The organism is Paraglaciecola sp. MB-3u-78 (assembly GCF_002835935.1).
Lineage (GTDB): Bacteria > Pseudomonadota > Gammaproteobacteria > Enterobacterales > Alteromonadaceae > Paraglaciecola.
This window is the reverse complement of record NZ_PJCF01000086.1, coordinates 1-15,838: the sequence shown is the minus strand read 5'-3', so window position 1 is coordinate 15,838 and position 15,838 is coordinate 1. Positions and strand designations below refer to the sequence as shown.

At 40.9% G+C, this 15,838-nt stretch carries 16 protein-coding genes and 2 pseudogenes; 6 read left to right on the top strand and 12 right to left on the bottom strand.

Annotated features, from left to right (window positions below; genetic code table 11):
- Positions 1-277 precede the first annotated feature (277 nt).
- From CXF95_RS26515 to CXF95_RS26495, 5 genes and pseudogenes are all read left to right on the top strand, one after another.
- Positions 278-727, top strand: a pseudogene (locus CXF95_RS26515) (IS110 family transposase); the annotation flags it as partial.
- A gap of 89 nt (positions 728-816) precedes the next feature.
- Positions 817-1,119, top strand: coding sequence for a hypothetical protein (locus tag CXF95_RS26510; RefSeq protein ID WP_101197783.1), 303 nt, complete (start codon positions 817-819; stop codon positions 1,117-1,119).
- Positions 1,116-1,481, top strand: coding sequence for an IS66 family insertion sequence element accessory protein TnpB (gene tnpB / locus CXF95_RS26505; RefSeq protein ID WP_101197784.1), 366 nt, complete (start codon positions 1,116-1,118; stop codon positions 1,479-1,481). The genes CXF95_RS26510 and tnpB overlap by 4 nt, the downstream gene beginning before the upstream one ends.
- Before the next feature lie 35 nt (positions 1,482-1,516).
- On the top strand, positions 1,517-3,133 hold the full coding sequence (locus tag CXF95_RS26500; RefSeq protein ID WP_101197785.1) for an IS66 family transposase: 1,617 nt from the start codon (positions 1,517-1,519) through the stop codon (positions 3,131-3,133).
- A gap of 66 nt (positions 3,134-3,199) precedes the next feature.
- On the top strand, positions 3,200-3,742 hold the full coding sequence (locus CXF95_RS26495) for an IS110 family transposase (protein WP_369809353.1): 543 nt from the start codon (positions 3,200-3,202) through the stop codon (positions 3,740-3,742).
- A 415-nt stretch (positions 3,743-4,157) separates the two neighbouring features.
- Here CXF95_RS26495 and CXF95_RS26485 read toward each other — a convergent pair whose 3' ends face one another.
- The 12 genes and pseudogenes from CXF95_RS26485 to CXF95_RS30130 form a co-directional block, all read right to left on the bottom strand.
- Positions 4,158-5,336 (bottom strand): TDP-N-acetylfucosamine:lipid II N-acetylfucosaminyltransferase, encoded by a 1,179-nt coding sequence (locus CXF95_RS26485; protein ID WP_101201424.1) that lies wholly within the window; start codon positions 5,334-5,336, stop codon positions 4,158-4,160.
- Positions 5,336-6,787, bottom strand: coding sequence for a lipopolysaccharide biosynthesis protein (locus CXF95_RS26480; RefSeq protein WP_101201423.1), 1,452 nt, complete (start codon positions 6,785-6,787; stop codon positions 5,336-5,338). Before CXF95_RS26480 ends, CXF95_RS26485 begins: the two co-directional genes overlap by 1 nt.
- Positions 6,787-7,797, bottom strand: a complete 1,011-nt coding sequence (locus CXF95_RS26475) for an ATP-grasp domain-containing protein (RefSeq protein WP_101201422.1) — start codon at positions 7,795-7,797, stop codon at positions 6,787-6,789. The genes CXF95_RS26480 and CXF95_RS26475 overlap by 1 nt, the downstream gene beginning before the upstream one ends.
- Positions 7,794-8,714 carry a 1-aminocyclopropane-1-carboxylate deaminase/D-cysteine desulfhydrase gene (locus CXF95_RS26470; RefSeq protein ID WP_101201421.1) on the bottom strand — a complete coding sequence of 307 codons (921 nt, stop codon included), beginning with the start codon at positions 8,712-8,714 and terminating at the stop codon, positions 7,794-7,796. Before CXF95_RS26470 ends, CXF95_RS26475 begins: the two co-directional genes overlap by 4 nt.
- Before the next feature lie 22 nt (positions 8,715-8,736).
- The gene (locus CXF95_RS26465) at positions 8,737-9,447 is read right to left on the bottom strand and encodes an ATP-grasp domain-containing protein (protein ID WP_157828271.1); all 711 of its coding nucleotides are present in this window, start codon (positions 9,445-9,447) and stop codon (positions 8,737-8,739) included.
- 26 nt (positions 9,448-9,473) lie between these two features.
- Positions 9,474-9,665, bottom strand: a pseudogene (locus CXF95_RS26460) (IS630 family transposase); the annotation flags it as partial.
- A 188-nt stretch (positions 9,666-9,853) separates the two neighbouring features.
- Positions 9,854-10,273 (bottom strand): GNAT family N-acetyltransferase, encoded by a 420-nt coding sequence (locus CXF95_RS26455; protein WP_157828270.1) that lies wholly within the window; start codon positions 10,271-10,273, stop codon positions 9,854-9,856.
- 52 nt (positions 10,274-10,325) lie between these two features.
- Positions 10,326-11,402: a DegT/DnrJ/EryC1/StrS family aminotransferase gene (locus CXF95_RS26450; protein WP_101201418.1), complete on the bottom strand. Its 1,077-nt coding sequence runs from the start codon at positions 11,400-11,402 to the stop codon at positions 10,326-10,328.
- Positions 11,403-11,954, bottom strand: coding sequence for a dTDP-4-dehydrorhamnose 3,5-epimerase (gene rfbC, locus CXF95_RS26445; protein ID WP_101201417.1), 552 nt, complete (start codon positions 11,952-11,954; stop codon positions 11,403-11,405). It abuts the gene before it with no gap.
- A 23-nt stretch (positions 11,955-11,977) separates the two neighbouring features.
- Entirely contained in the window at positions 11,978-12,859 is an 882-nt protein-coding gene (rfbD, locus tag CXF95_RS26440; RefSeq protein WP_101201416.1) for a dTDP-4-dehydrorhamnose reductase, read from the bottom strand.
- 4 nt (positions 12,860-12,863) lie between these two features.
- Positions 12,864-13,544 carry a sugar phosphate nucleotidyltransferase gene (locus tag CXF95_RS26435; protein WP_232788082.1) on the bottom strand — a complete coding sequence of 227 codons (681 nt, stop codon included), beginning with the start codon at positions 13,542-13,544 and terminating at the stop codon, positions 12,864-12,866.
- A 185-nt stretch (positions 13,545-13,729) separates the two neighbouring features.
- Positions 13,730-13,999: a hypothetical protein gene (locus CXF95_RS30130; protein ID WP_198556744.1), complete on the bottom strand. Its 270-nt coding sequence runs from the start codon at positions 13,997-13,999 to the stop codon at positions 13,730-13,732.
- A 501-nt stretch (positions 14,000-14,500) separates the two neighbouring features.
- Here CXF95_RS30130 and ltrA point away from each other — a divergent pair.
- Positions 14,501-15,838 (top strand): group II intron reverse transcriptase/maturase (gene ltrA / locus CXF95_RS26420; protein WP_101201415.1); only part of this gene is annotated, 1,338 nt, incomplete at its 3' end.

Sequence of the window (15,838 nt, the reverse complement as noted above, 5' to 3'; positions counted from 1 at the left end):
CGCGCGCAGAGGAAAAGAAACTCAATGCTTATTATCAGTTCCTCTGTGCAGCGAAGCCTCTTTGAACTCTGTGGTGCAAATTCTTTTGCTCTTGTCTTCTAACCTTGCAGCTGAAGTTTGGCGATAAGGGCTTAAATTACGAATGGAAATTAATAATACACCCAGTGTGCAATTTATTCGAAATTAAGTTGGATGATGAGATGGACGCTCCCTATTACGGCGTCAATGCGCCAAAATAGTAGTTTCAACCAGACTATTTACATAGGGAACATCCAAGATGAAGCTTAGAACAATTACTATCGATTTAGCAAAGACTGTATTTCAGGCTTGTGGCGTGAATGAGCGTATGAAACCGCAGTTTAATACGCGCTTAAAGCGTGATCAGTTGCTTGACTTTATCCGTCAGCAAGCGCTTACGATGGTGGTGATGGAGGCCTGTTATTCATCCCATTACTGGGGCCGCGAAATGGCTAAATTAGGCCATGATGTAAAGCTTATCCCTGCTCAACACGTTACGCCTTTTGTACGGGGCAACAAGAATGACCACAATGATGCGTTTGCAATAGCAGAAGCCAGTCAACGTCCATTTATCCGTTTTGTGCCGATTAAAACCGAGCACCAGCAAGAAATCTGCTGTTTACACCGTATTCGTGAACGGCTTGGTAAAAACAAAGTCGCGTTGAGTAATCAATCCAGAGGGCTATTAAGTGAGTTTGGGGTGGTATTTCCTTGGTAAGCGCCAAATAAACCCACGGTCTTATTTTACCATTACCGCTGGTGCATAATTTCGTCACTGAAATCAAGTGAGGAAATGACATGTCAAAACAACCCATCATCTTTTGGCAGCAACACGTAAGCCAATGGAAGGATTCAGCATTAACACAAACGCAGTATTGTAAAAAGCATCAACTAAACCCGCAGCGACTAAGTCACCATAAGCGTAGATTAGAAACGCAAGAAACAGCACCGGTCAAAACGGGTTTCATTGCATTGCCTATTCCAGAGTATTTACCCAAGCCAGAATTATTAACGCTGCACTTCGCCAATGGCCTGTCGTTATCGGGTATTGCGCCCAATAATATCGATGTGGTGAAACAGCTAACGGCGGCATTGTCATGACAAGTGCGATGCGCCCGTGCATGTCGCTTACGCATATTTATCTATATCCGCAGGCAATTGACTTCCGTAAGTCATTTCGAGGCATTAGCGCCATTGTCGAATGTGAGTTGGGTCACAACCCTTTTTCGGGTCACTTGTATGTGTTCACCAATAAACGGCGCACTAAAATCAAATGTCTGTTCTGGGAAAACAATGGTTTCGTGCTGTATTACAAAAGCCTAGAGGAAGATAGATTCATTTGGCCGAGGTGTGAAAAGGAGGTGATAACACTCAACGGCCAGCAAATAAACTGGCTACTTGATGGTCTTGATATTAGTGCCATGAAGGGCCATAAAAAGTTGCATTTCGACAGTGTTTTTTAGGGCTTTTTAGCCTCAAGTTTAGTATAATATCGGGCATGAAATTACCGCCCAACACCCATAAAAACAAGGCTTTTAGCGACACCGATACCATGTCAAGGTTGCAAGCTATGCTGTCTGAAAAAGACGGGGTGATTGGGGAAAAAGAAACACTGATTGCAGAGCAAAGTGACATCATCGAAAAGAAGTCTGATGTCATCGATTCACTTAAAAAGCGCGTTGAGTTACTCGAAGAGTATTTACGCTTATCTAATAGCAAACGCTTTGGCAGCAGCTCTGAACAAACCCCGCCAGAGCAAGGTAACTTGTTCAACGAAGCCGAAGCGACCAGTGAGCCAGAACAAACTGAGCCTGAGTTACCGACCACAAGCGAGCCTAAAGCCAAAACCGGTCGCAAACCCTTTGCTAAAAACCTACCACGCACCCAAGTGTTTGCGTATTTGTCAGATACTGAAAAAGAAGGCGCAATCAATACCTTCTTTGTGAAAGTCAGAGAAGAGCTAGATATTATCCCTGCCAAAGTACAGGTACTAGAGTACATGCAGGAAAAGGCGGTGTTTAAAGACGAACAAGGCACAACCACCATGAAAGCGGCTGAGGTCATTAAACACCCTGTACCCAAAGCCATGGGCAGTATCAACTTAATGACCTACATCATTATTGCTAAATACGCCGATGGCATGCCGCTTTATCGATTAGAGGGGATTATCGAACGATACGGGGGCAGCATATCAAGAACAACACTCGCCAACTATGTCATTGCGCTAGGCAAACAAATCCAACCCTTAATTAACTTATTAAGGGAGACTCAGCATGCCGGCTCACTCATTATGGCGGATGAAACCCGCATTCAGGTATTAAAAGAGCCAGGGCTTGCGCCCACGGGCGATAAATTTATGTGGGTGACACTCGGCGGTAAAGCCGACCAACAAAGCGTGCTGTTTGACTATGACCCATCGCGTGCTCGCCATGTGCCTATGCGCTTGCTACATGGATTTACTCATGGCTACCTGCAAACCGACGGTTATGCAGGTTACAACGAAGTGTGCCGCAAAAACCAGCTCATTCAATTAGGCTGTATGGATCACGCTCGCCGCAAATTCATCGAGGCACAGCAATCACAACCTAAAGGGAAAAAAATAAAAGCCAGCAAAGCCGACATGGCCTTGAGCCTGATTAACAAGCTCTATGGGATTGAGCGCACCATCAAACATGCTAGCAATGAGAAAAGACTGGCCGTTCGCCAAGCTAAGAGCATGCCGATATTAAACACACTGCAGGCATGGCTCACGGCAAACAAACCGCGCGTGGCCACCGACAGTTTAACTGGCAAGGCCATGACCTACTTGCATAATCAGTGGGATAAACTCACTGTGTATTGCACAGATGGGCAGCTTCGCATCAGTAACATTATGGCTGAAAACGCCATTCGCCCTTTTGCCGTTGGGAGGCGTGCATGGTTATTCGCCGACACACCTGCTGGCGCAAACGCCAGTGCCGCACATTACAGCTTGATTGAAACCGCTCGGTTACATGGCATTGAGCCATACGCATATCTCAATACTATATTCAAAGCGATACCCTATGCGGAAACGGTGGAAGATTTTGAAGCGTTATTGCCGTGGAACTATAAGCGCAGTATTACGACTGTTTGATACGTGGGTTGATTAGCCGCTTACTTTCCTTGTGGCCACGCAGCATTCTTACATGGCTTAACCAGTATCATTGATAACCCTCAATACAGCCACCGATTACAAGATATGGTGATTGATATGTTGAGTGAATATAAAACCACAATTAACCGCTTGAAGCGTATTGAAAAACAGTTAACCGAATTTGTCGACGGCTGTGAAAGCGGTAGGATATTGCTCAGTATTCCCGGCATAGGCGTCATTAATGCCTCAGCGTTTTTAGCCTCTATTGACAAAGGCCAGGCGTTTAGTAGCTCCAAAGAATTTGCGGTGTGGTTAGGGCTCACGCCCAAGCAACACGCCTCAGGCAACATCAGTAAAATGGGCGGTATCACCAAGCGAGGCGACCGCTACTTGCGTAAGCAACTGATACACGGTGCCAGAGCCCTGGTCAGTCGTGCACCTAAAAGTAGCGACCCGTTAGCCCTATGGGCCATGAAACTTCGCGTCACAAAACCATTTAATAAAGTAGCAGTCGCGATGGCCCACCGCCTTGCCCGGCTGATATGGGTATTGCTCACACGTCAAGAGCACTATCGCGCAATGCCGGCTTCTTTAGAGGTCAGTGCTTAATATGAAACCCTTTACGTTATCCCTGTTTAGCTCAATTCCGATCAAGACAAAGGCTTTAAGCCTGTTTGGGTGTTGTGGAAGGCAAGACACGGGATAACACCTAGTTTACCCACCCCGCTAGTCATAAAATGATGAAGAAAACGGTCTATCCTACCTCATCAAAGCCAGACCAGGACACGGATAATAATCCGAATGGGTGTTTTAAAGGCGATAAGGTTCGGAGTTCATCAGAGGCCAGTGTTGATAAAACCAACGCTAATAAAGAGCCTGAATATATGTCAGAACTAACCACTTTTAGACTGCCTTCAACACAACGGACTAGCGGTAATACACGATTAAAAGAATCATTCATGCTAAAAATCAGCGCGAAGGGGCAAGTAGTAAGTTGACATCACGGGAGCGTCCATATATGTCTTTAAAAAGGTTTTATTCGAGAACACCTCAACTCTACTATCCGTTTTATAAACGCTTGAGTTTGTTCAACATGCGTATCAAATCCTTTCTCTCGCTTGAGGTATTCACGGTTGAATGTTGCAGCCTCTTGGCTCAGCCCTTTAATACCAGATTCAAGCTCTCCTTTCAGATCATCTATTTTAAACACTGCAAGCTTTTGGGCTAAATATTCACTTAATAGCAAACTTTCAGGGTTCATAAATATTTTGGTTCCAAGGAATAACGCGATACCGATATTACCCGCGCCTTGCTGACGCTTGTGATTCATTATCATTACTGGGCATTTTGCTAGTAGGGCAACATACTCTTTCAAATTAAGAAACTCAGTAATTGGTTGAAAATTGTCACCAAAAATTGCATTACCTTCCTGAATAATACGTTCTCGGTAATCAGGTACCCCATAACTAAGAGGTACAATTATTTTAGTATCCAGCGGAAGACCGATCTTATTAATTATATGAAATATCTCAATATGATTATTGTTTGGGCTAGCACTATTACCAACAATAATATTATTTCCTTTTGCCCACCCAGCTTCTGCGTCACTATCAAAGAGATCAGTTTGCGTCCCATAGTTCCATTTCACATATTCTGCCGGAAAGACTTTTAAAGACTGCTTAATAACTTTGTATTCTGAATGAAGAACAGGAGAGAATATTGCAATACGCTCAATAAGCTCTCTTTTTTTCATGGAATGAGGGTAAACTAGTTTCTTTAAGGCCCTCTTGATTTTTTGGTTAGTTGTGTTAGGCATATATTCTTTAACAATAGCTGTCGTTTTCGGCTCCAATATTTCCGAAACGTCGCCATATATAAAATCACAGTAATCAGATCCCATCCCAATCCACACAAATAGCACATCTAAATTTGACCGCCCTATTATCTCTAGAGCAAAATCACTCATCGAATGCAATATAACAGCATCATACTGGTCCAAGGACTTAATAAATTTCTTACTAAGAAATGAATACTTAGACACTCTTAATGGATTTATCTCTTTCAAATATTTAATTTCATTTTTCGTATCAGGTAACAAATAGGTACTTGACCCAGGGGCGGCCACCTCGAACTGGCGATAAGCAGCATCAGGAAATTTTTCATCACTAATTATATGTAGTAGCTTAGGTTTAGATGTAACCATTAAACAACCTTTTTCCTATTTGAAAACTGCTTTAAGAAAGAAAGCGATAAATCGAATGCTTCACGCTGGAATACAAAAACACTAATTACATAAACTACAACCATTAAGATCGAAGAGAAAATGGCACCAGCAAACATACTGCTAGAAAATAGTGCAAATGCATTCCATCCCATGCTAGCCACTACTGCAGTAATAACTAAAATCGGGAGGAAATCGCGAATTTGTTCCTTTATGCCATACCCTAAAAGTTTACTCGAAAAATAACTATTCGGAATAAAGTTAATAAAGGAAGTAATTATTTGGCCAGTCAATATCTCATAGACACCATAGCGAAATGTAGCGAGAAGAACTAAGCCGTTAATTGTTTTTTTAATTACTTCCAGATAGAGAAAAAGATCAGAGCGGCCTTTGACTTTCAATATATTTAGACTAATTGAATGCAAAGGCATCATCAATGAAGCTATACACAATAACTGAAAAAACGGAATTGCCGGGGACCATTTATCTGGCAGCAGTATCTGAAAAACTGGCTCTGCAAGAGCTGCAGTGAACAAAACCCCAGAGAACAAGATCATTGTCATTAATATAACTATCTTTTTATATCCCTGTTTTAGGCGAACATTATCATGCTGTACAGAAGCTAATGCAGGATAGGTTACTGCCTGAATAGATCGTACCAACTGCTGTACAATTAATTCTTTCATAGTATTTGCAAAGAAATATAGCCCGGCAACATATGTTGAGAAAACCTTGGCAATTACAATTACATAGAGGTTTTGGAAAACTATATCTAACACACCAGAAAAAAATAGTTTGTAACCAAAATTATACATCGCTTTAACGGAAGACCAGCTAAACTCAAGAGTCGGACGCCAGCTTTCAACTTTCCACAGAAGTGCGGTTTGAATAAACGCATTCAACAAAGTCTGACTGACAATCGCCCATACTCCATAGTCAATATATGCAAGGTACACCGAGGTAGTTCCAGAAATCATACTTGCTGGTAAACTCGCCTTGAGCTGAGCCTTAAAATTGAGTTTCCGGCTTAAGCTTGCAACCTGAACGACCTGAAAAGACATAATTATAATGGTTAGGGATGCTACCCTAATCAATTCTATCAACTTGGGCTCTTCATAGAAATATGCGATAGCAGGGGCGGATAAAAAAAGTACACCGTAAGAAAACAGGCCCAGCAACAAATTTGCATAGAATGCGGTGTCATAGTCTTGCTGAGTAACATTTTCTAGACGGATCAATGCTTCTCGAAACCCAGATTCCATCAATGAGCTACCTAACGCCAGAAAGACAGCCATCATAGCGACTAGTCCGAAATCTTCAGGTACCAAAAACCGGGCAAGTAATAACGTAATAAGTACGCCAACACCACGAGTGGCCAATTGCTGGCCAAAGTTCCAGAGAATACCAGTCGTCGTTTTAGCAGTCAGAGACATTATGCCGATGCTTTTGTTAGAGTGATATCCTTGAGACCTACACATCCAGTTACGACTGCATTAATCTCAACCGCCTTCCCTTCAGCCATTGCAATTAATGCAGCAGGATAATCTGCCCCAGCAAGGTGACTGAATGGATATCCTCCACCAAACCGCGCGTTAATTTCTAGTACAAACAAATCACCCGCTTTATTTTCCAACACGTCAACATCAATATTGCCTCTGTGTTTGAAAAGACCTGAAAGCTTCTCTCCTAATCCTACGAGTCTTGAATCATCAACAGTTTTAGCCGAATCTGTTTCACCAGAGCGCATTGCAATTTTTTGCTTAGCAATAGTCTGCAAATGATTTCCTTGCAGGTCGTTAAAAACATCCAGACCAAATTCGTTGCCTTCAATAAACTTTTGAATGACGACTGAATTATTAATATTTTCACGACTTAAAATATTTAAATAGCTTTTTTCAATCTGTCTCTTGGCATAGTTATGAAAAAAAGCCAGTTCATCTTTGTCATCAGCGCGAAATATGGACATCGAGCCCATACCCCAGCGAGGCTTTATGATTAATGGAAAATCAATTGATCCAACCTCTATTTCAGATAATACAGTTTCGACAACAAGAAATGTGCGAGGTGTTGGTATGCCATGACCATTTAGATATTCCCAAGTTGCCCATTTGTCATTAGCAACATCAATAACCCAAGGTTCACTCACAACCAACTCAATTCCTTTTTCAATGAACTGCTGACGGGCATTAGCAAGATAAGGCAGGTCGATATCAAACAAAGAAACTACAAGGCCGATATCTTCAGACTGACAAATTTCCAAAATTGCAGGAATATACTCTGCTGAATCCACGCGTGGGACTGCATATGCTTTATCGGCTGCAATCATACCGCTGGTAAGTGCGTCGCTATTAGCAGCAAAGACTCTACCGTCCGGCTGAGCTGCCTGTTTGAAGTAATTTACTAGATAACTTCTTCGACCTACACTTGTGAGTAGTATATTCATTCTATAAATTCCTTCGAATGCTCAAGGAAGTTTAACAACCCCCCTGTGTGCCAAAAAAGTACATTGCTGCCGGCTGGTATGTCACCGTTTTCAATCATTCTCTTTAAGCCATGCAGTGCTTTACCTGTATAGATTGGGTCTGTAACTAGGCCGCAATTAGTAGCAAAGGCTTTGATTGTTTGCATTAATTCAGGATACGTAGCACCGTATCCTTCACCTACCCAGTCATCTTTAAAAGATATTTTTCCTGAGCTAACTGCTTCAATACCTAAGTGGAAACTCAGCTTCTCGCAACTCTGACGGACAATGTCATAGCCACGCTGTTCATTACGCGCAATTGATATCCCAATCACTTTGGTTTTTGGTGAAAACTCATTAAAACCCACAGTCAACCCAGCCTGAGTGCCTCCTGTACCAGAAGCATGAACGACATAATCTGGGTGAAATCCTGGATTAGAAGCCATAAAGTCTTTAGCTGCATTATAAAATGCAAGATATCCTGGAAGACCATGACCCCCTCCATAAATATAGTAAGGGTTATTACCAGAGCAACGAAAACTTTCCATCTCTGAGTCCATGACTGAACCGACTTCAGCAAGCGCTGTAAATACAAGCTTCGCACCGACCAATTTCATTAGCAGTAAATTACCTTTTGAATAATCCTCCTTGTCATGAACTACGATAGTGCACTTCCATCCGCGCTCAGCACAAGCAAGTGCAACAACTTTAGCGTGATTACTATTAGCAGCTCCCGCCGTAACAATTGAATCACAAGTGTTAAGCTGTGCCTCTTTTAAGAAGGGAGCAATTTTCCTAGCTTTGGATCCCCCTCCATAAGATGGATAATAGGAGTCATCTTGTACAAATATTTCAACTGGGTAATCAGTAGAGAGCTTAGATAAATTCATGCCTTTCATAAATCTGCTTCCATAAACACGGTTACTCACCCGCTCTCATCGTGACTTTTTGCTTAGCCAAAGTCTCAAAGTATTCAGAGTCGAGAGTATTAACCACATCGACACCGTACTCTGCGCCAATTAGCTTTTCTTGAATTATGATAGAACTCTCTTTTGTTAGCTCTGACTCATACTTAAGATATGAGCTGAAAACGTCTTTTTTAGATTTTTCAAAGAGAACCTTCAATTCATTTTCGTTATCTGCAAAATATAGCCCCATTGAAGCCATACCCCACCTAGGTTTAATAACTAAAGGATATTCCAATTCACTCGATTCGATGGCTTGTAATGCATCACCCACAGATAAATAAGTTCTGGGGGTTTTCAAACCAACTTCTTTTAGAAACTCAAAAGTTTTCCATTTATCATTACATAAGTAAACAGATTCATATGGAGCTAAAATAAGCTCAATCCCATTATTCTTAAACTTCTGCTCATTTTTCGAAAGAACTAATAGATCTATATCAAATAAAGATAATACAGCAGTTATATCTCTTTCTTTACAGTAACGAATGATTGAATCAACATAGTCAGGAGAATAAATAAGAGGGGACAAAAAGTAGCCATCCCCTCTCGCCACTGAAGTTGTATATTCACTATTGCAGCAATGAATCTGATCTGTATCGAGTACAGCTTCCAGAAAGTAATCTACCAGGTACGAACGACGACCAACTGATGTAAGTAGTATATTCACTTTAATTCTTCCTTAATTTTTTCAATAGACTCAATAGATTTATCAACACCTTTTTTTATCCATCCTGATGTTATTTTGGTCGCCTGAGTAGGATGCACTGCATCCATGAATAACAAGGGCTCATTCTCGCTGAGGTTGTCTTTTAACTCTTCATAATACTCAATAAACGCTGCTTGTTTATCCACGTCAAACTTATGGGGAACACCTTTTGGCTGCTTGGGCAACAGCAGTGCTATTAATTTTTTTGGCGTGAGATATTATATATTCGGCTTTTCGACCTTTGTTACCACCACCAGAAATTGGATATAGGTCATCCCTCTTAACAAATAAATTAACACCTAAAAAACAACTAAAAAACAACTAAGAGTATTATCATAATCTAATGGAGTTTCAATTTTATTCGACATCATAAAATCAACTCGAGTTCCAAACCTAAAATATCTGTTCCTTCATAATTAAAATGCCTTATCGTGTAAAAACCATGCTTAAGGTACAATTTATGGGCTGCAGAATCTTCTCTCACAGTCAGTTTAATTGATATTTTTTTTTCCAACTTCATTTCACAAATCAATTCATCTAAGTGTTTGTCTGCAAGTTTTTTTCCCCTATGATTTTTCTTCACATGTATATACGGTACAAATACAATATTGGTATTCGCATAAACTGCTACCAATGAAATCAGTTGCTCTTTATAGAAATAACCAGAAAATACCGCATACTCCTGAAGTTTTTTTGCGTATTCTCTTAGAGTTACTCTATTTGTCAATCTGGGTTCAAAATCAGAATTACTTAACTGCAGATAATTGTATATTTCTGTCTCTGTCATTTTAAGATTTTTCTTAAAAGAATAAATATGATTCACATCCGTTTTATGATCGTTATACATTACTTTTAACTTTGTTAATCACTGCACTTACTTGCTCAAGTGTCAAATGCGCATGCATAGGCAAACATAAAACCCCCTCGGATACTTGATAACTGTTCGGAGTACCGTAATTAAAATTATCAACAAATATTTGATCTAGTGATGGAGAAAAGAAATGCCTATTTTGGATGTTTTCTTTATTTAGAGCGCAGATAACTTTTTCCAACTGATCCGGATTTTCAAGTTTAATAGGCATATATGCGCCATTTTGATTCGCTTCAGGATGCCAAGTAGGGAGCTCAACAACATCCTTTAAGCCTTCTCGATAGGCATGAAATAAAGCGGCTCGATGCTCTAATACATTATCCATTTCATCTAAATTGACTAAGCCTACCGCAGCTTGGTATTCATTTAATTTTGCATTTAAACCAACATTGGCAACACCTTGTCCGGCGTGAATACCGAAATTAATAATGTCTTTGGCTTTTTCAAAGTTGGCTTTCTCTTTAAAAACAATTCCACCGCCTTCAAGCGTATGAAAAACTTTGGTAGCATGAAAACTTAAGGTACTCGCATCGCCATAGTTAAGTACCGATTCATTGCCAATCTTGATCCCAAAGGCATGCGCTGCATCATAAATAACCTTAAGATTTTTATCTTCACTTAAATTATCAAATGCGCCAACATCACAAGGGTTACCATACACATGGGTAGCCACTATCGTATCTGCTTTACAACCTTTCCGGTAAGCAGCCTTTACAGCCTCGGGGCATAAGTTATAACTTTGCCTGTCAATGTCGGCAAATGCGACTTCATCTTTTTGCCACTTAAAGGCACACACCGTTGCCACAAAGCTGAAAGGTGTCGACAATATTGATTCAGTCCCTAATGTCTTGCCAGCCACTTGTAAAGCCGTGGTGCCATTATTGACCAATAACAAATTTTTAACGCCAAGATAATCTTCCAATCTTAATGTCAGTTCATTATGCATAGGGCCAAAATTTGTGTACCAACCATTATCATTTATCTTTTCAAGATAAACCTGCAATTTTTTAAGATTTGGTTTTAACGGGGAATTTAAAGCAATCATTTATAAATTCACCTTATTAGTAAATGGGGAAGCTTTTGAGTCTTTTTCTGAGACACTTGGATTTCCATTTTCATTTATTGGCCAATTAATGGCTAACGTGGGATCATTCCACGCAATAGATAGTTCCGCCTTGGGGTTATAATAATCAGTGCATTTATACACAAATTCAGCTTCATCGCTGGTTACATAAAAACCGTGTGCAAAACCTTCTGGCACCCACATTTGTTTTTTATTTTCTGCAGAGAGATATTCTCCCACCCACTGACCAAACGTAGTTGATCCCTTACGAATATCAACGGCAACATCAAACACTTCACCAGAGATAACCCTGACAAGTTTGCCTTGGATGTTTTCAGTTTGATAATGAAGACCGCGTAAGATACCTTTCTTCGATTTTGAATGGTTATCTTGCACAAACTGGCAAGGACCTTTTGTTACCTTTTCTTCAAACTCTTTCTGATACCATGTTTCCATAAAAAAACCGCGTTCATCACCAAACACATCTGGTTCAATGATTTTTACATCGGGGATGTTCGTATCAATGACTTTCATTCGTTATCACTCTTCTGATTTAATTATTTTGTATAGGGCTCAAGATGTCTGATGGCTAGTTTCCAATCGCTTGCTTCAATAGCAAAGGTATCGGTTATTTTATTCGTAGCTAACGTTGAATTTGCGGGCCGTTTTGCAGGTGTAGGATACTCAGCGGTTGTGATCGCAGTTAATGCGGGAATGTTATCCAAGACGTTTTGCTCTTTAGCCTTTTTGAAAATTTCTTGTGCGAACTCAAACCAGCTGACATGAGGAAAACCAGAAAAATGATATAAGCCATATTTTACCGATTCGTTATTATCAATTCCTGTTGCTATGCCGATTAATGCACTTGCAATATCACCCGCATAAGTAGGACCACCAACCTGATCCCCAACAATACTTAATTGATCACGCTCTTTACCAAGCCTAAGCATGGTTTTGACAAAGTTATTACCCAATTCAGCAAATACCCAAGCTGTTCTCAGTATAATGTGTTTATCACAGGCTTTTATTACCGCTTGCTCTCCTGCTAATTTACTTTTACCGTAAACACTTTGAGGATCAGTTATATCAGTCTCTTCATATAGACCAATTTTATCTCCAGAAAAAACGTAATCAGTTGAAATATGTAATATGGCTGCATCTACATTTTTCGCAGCTTCCGCTAAATACTTTGCGCCAGCTCTATTAATAGCATAAGCAAGCTCAACCTTGTTTTCTGCGCGATCAACCGCTGTATATGCGGCTGCATTAATAATGATGCTTGGTTTAAACTTATTCACTGTCGCCTGAACAGCAGATTGATCAGTGATATCTAAGCCTTTTGAATCTAACGCTAAGACTTGCGCATCAGTATGATTTCTTAACTGTTCCGTTAGGCAATGACCAACCTGTCCTTTGCTTCCAGTTATTAATACACGCATATCTTTATGCCTTAGCTTTTGATTCTTTAATTAAACGTTTTAGGTATTGCCCATATTCGTTTTTCATCATAGGGTTAGCAAGTGCAAGAACCTGTTCATCCGTTAACCAACCATTGCGCCACGATATCTCTTCAAGGCAAGCAACCTTTAACCCTTGAACATTTTCAATCGTTTGCACAAAAGAAGATGCTTCATGCAGGCTTTCATGAGTTCCAGTATCAAGCCAGGCAAAACCGCGTCCTAGCAATTCAACATTCAAGCAATTATCATCAAGATACATTTGATTAATGCTGGTGATTTCTAATTCATCACGGTGAGAAGGTTTTACTCTTTTAGCAAAATCAACGACGCGATTATCATAGAAATATAACCCGGTGACCGCATAGTTAGATTTTGGCTTAGCTGGCTTTTCTTCAATCGAAAGCGCTCTCATATTCTTATCAAAATCAATGACACCAAAACGTTCAGGGTCTTTTACCTGAGAACCAAAGACTGTTGCACTTTTTGTTCGACTGGCTGAATTTTTTAAAGTCTGACTAAAGGATTGTCCATAAAAAATATTGTCTCCCAAAACTAGGCAACAAGAATCCCTATCAATGAATTTTTCACCAATAATAAACGCTTGAGCTAATCCATCTGGACTTGGCTGAATCGCATATTGAGTATAGGTAAAATAAAACGTCATTTTTCCTAAAATCAAAATACATGATGCCTTATATTTTCTATATTCACCTCTCTTTTATATCCTTAAGGGAGTGAAAGTCGGCGATTTTTCGTCTATTAATCAACTGTTTCCACGTAATTCAGAATTCAAGACAAGCGCCTCCCGCTGTTGTGCAAACCAGTTTTGTTTATGATGATGAACTGTTGTTATTCAAACAGACTTATCTGAGGCGGCGATCTACTTTGTTGGGGCAGTAATTCGACGACTTCGTCATTTTTTGTATTCAGATGACTGAGTATCTTTTGGATCACCAATGGGTCTTCGATGCTCGCTATAACCTTAACCGCACCACCGCATTGCTCACAGGTTTCAATGTCGATGTTAAAGTGCGACACGAAGTCGCCTGCGAAGTTGTTTGACTTATAACATAGGATGTTGATCAAACCACCTGTGCCATCAGGTGAATCTACGGGCATGAATAAAGAGCTGCCCAGACAACGTAACGAAGGTTAGCAATTCATAACCGGGGTGCAAATCGTGAGACAAGCACCCTCCTGATAACCATGTTCGGGTGAGTGCTAGACAGTTGGTATGGTGAAGTTAGCTGAATCCGTGATAAAGACCGTTACGACAAACAAGTGAAAATGGTTGATACACCTGAGCCAAAAGGCAATGTCGGGAGGCGTGTCATTTTTGGGTGGACACGCATAGCCAACAATCCTGACCGGTCGATAGCGGGCACCTAACCCGACGTACTTCAAAGGCGGAACGTGGTAACCCTTTACAACCCCCGAAAGGGACAGTTTACTGCAAAGTGAGCCTATGGAAGTGCAGATTGGGAGAATGGAACAAGCGAATGCCATGCTGTAATCGCGTGGATACGGGTTTAAACGTTATCTGGTACGAAAGTGAGCAGACGTCCATTTGGTCTAAAATCGTGAGAGAGTTTGGAGAATCGAAATAATGAGGAAACGCAAATGACGGCTGAAGTTTATGCTGGTGCCTCCTCGGCAGGTCAACAATGGCATGACATTAATAGTCACGTCATGGAACAACAGGTCTTTCGACTGCAAACGCGTATTGCGAAGGCAATAAAGGCAGGTCGTTATAGCAAGGCGAAAGCTTTGCAATGGTTACTCGCCCACTCATTTGCGGCCAAGTATTTGGCAGTGATGAAAGTGACTCAGAATAAGGGCAAGAACACGCCCGGTATTGATGGCATATGCTGGAAAACACCAGCCATAAAATATGCGATGACGAAAAGTCTGATGCGAAAAGGATATAAAGCTCAACCGTTAAGGCGGATTTATATTCCAAAGAAAAATGGCAAAAAACGTCCGTTAGGAATTCCGACTATGAGAGACAGAGCGATGCAAGCACTTTATGCACTGGCCTTGTCCCCTGTGGCTGAAACCCTAGGCGATCCCAATTCTTACGGGTTTAGGCCCAAAAGAAGCGCAGCCGATGCCATTGCACAGTGCTTTAATACACTGTGCAGGAACGTTTCGGCTCAATGGGTATTGGAAGCGGATATAAAAGGCTGTTTTGATAACATAAGTCATGATTGGTTAATGGAGAATGTTCAAACAGACAAGCACATGTTGGCCCAATGGCTAAAATGTGGATTTATGGAGAACGACTTGTTTCACTCGACCAGCTCCGGCACGCCGCAAGGCGGGGTCATCTCACCAATATATGCGAATATGGTACTAGATGGTTTGGAAGCAGTGACAAGAGAAGCAACAAGAGGACTCACCAAGATAAATGTTATACGTTACGCAGATGATTTCATCGTCACGGCAGAAACACCCGAAATATTGGAAGAACGGGTGAAACCTTCTGTAGAAGCATTCTTGCAAGCACGTGGACTCTCGCTAGCTCAGGAGAAGACCCACATCACGCACATCGACACCGGCTTTAAATTTCTTGGATTTAACATCAGGAAATACAAAGGCAAGCTGTTAATCAAACCCGACAAATCAAGCGTAAAAAGTGTGTTGGATAAAGTCAGGGTGATCATAAAATCGCACCCCACGGCGAAGACAGAAAATTTAATTCGGCAATTAAACCCGATTATCCGGGGCTGGACAAATTATTTTCGTCATGCTGTTTCCAAGAAAATTTTTTCGTATGTAGACAGTCAGATATTTCAGATGCTTATGAAATGGATAGATCGTCGACATCCACAAAAGAATCATAATTGGAAACACCGGCGCTACTTTACAACTGTGGGTCTTCTTAGCCGCTGGAATTTCTTTGCCATTGGCAAAGACAGACAGGGTAAGGCAAAAGCTCACTTCTTGTTTAAAGCAGCA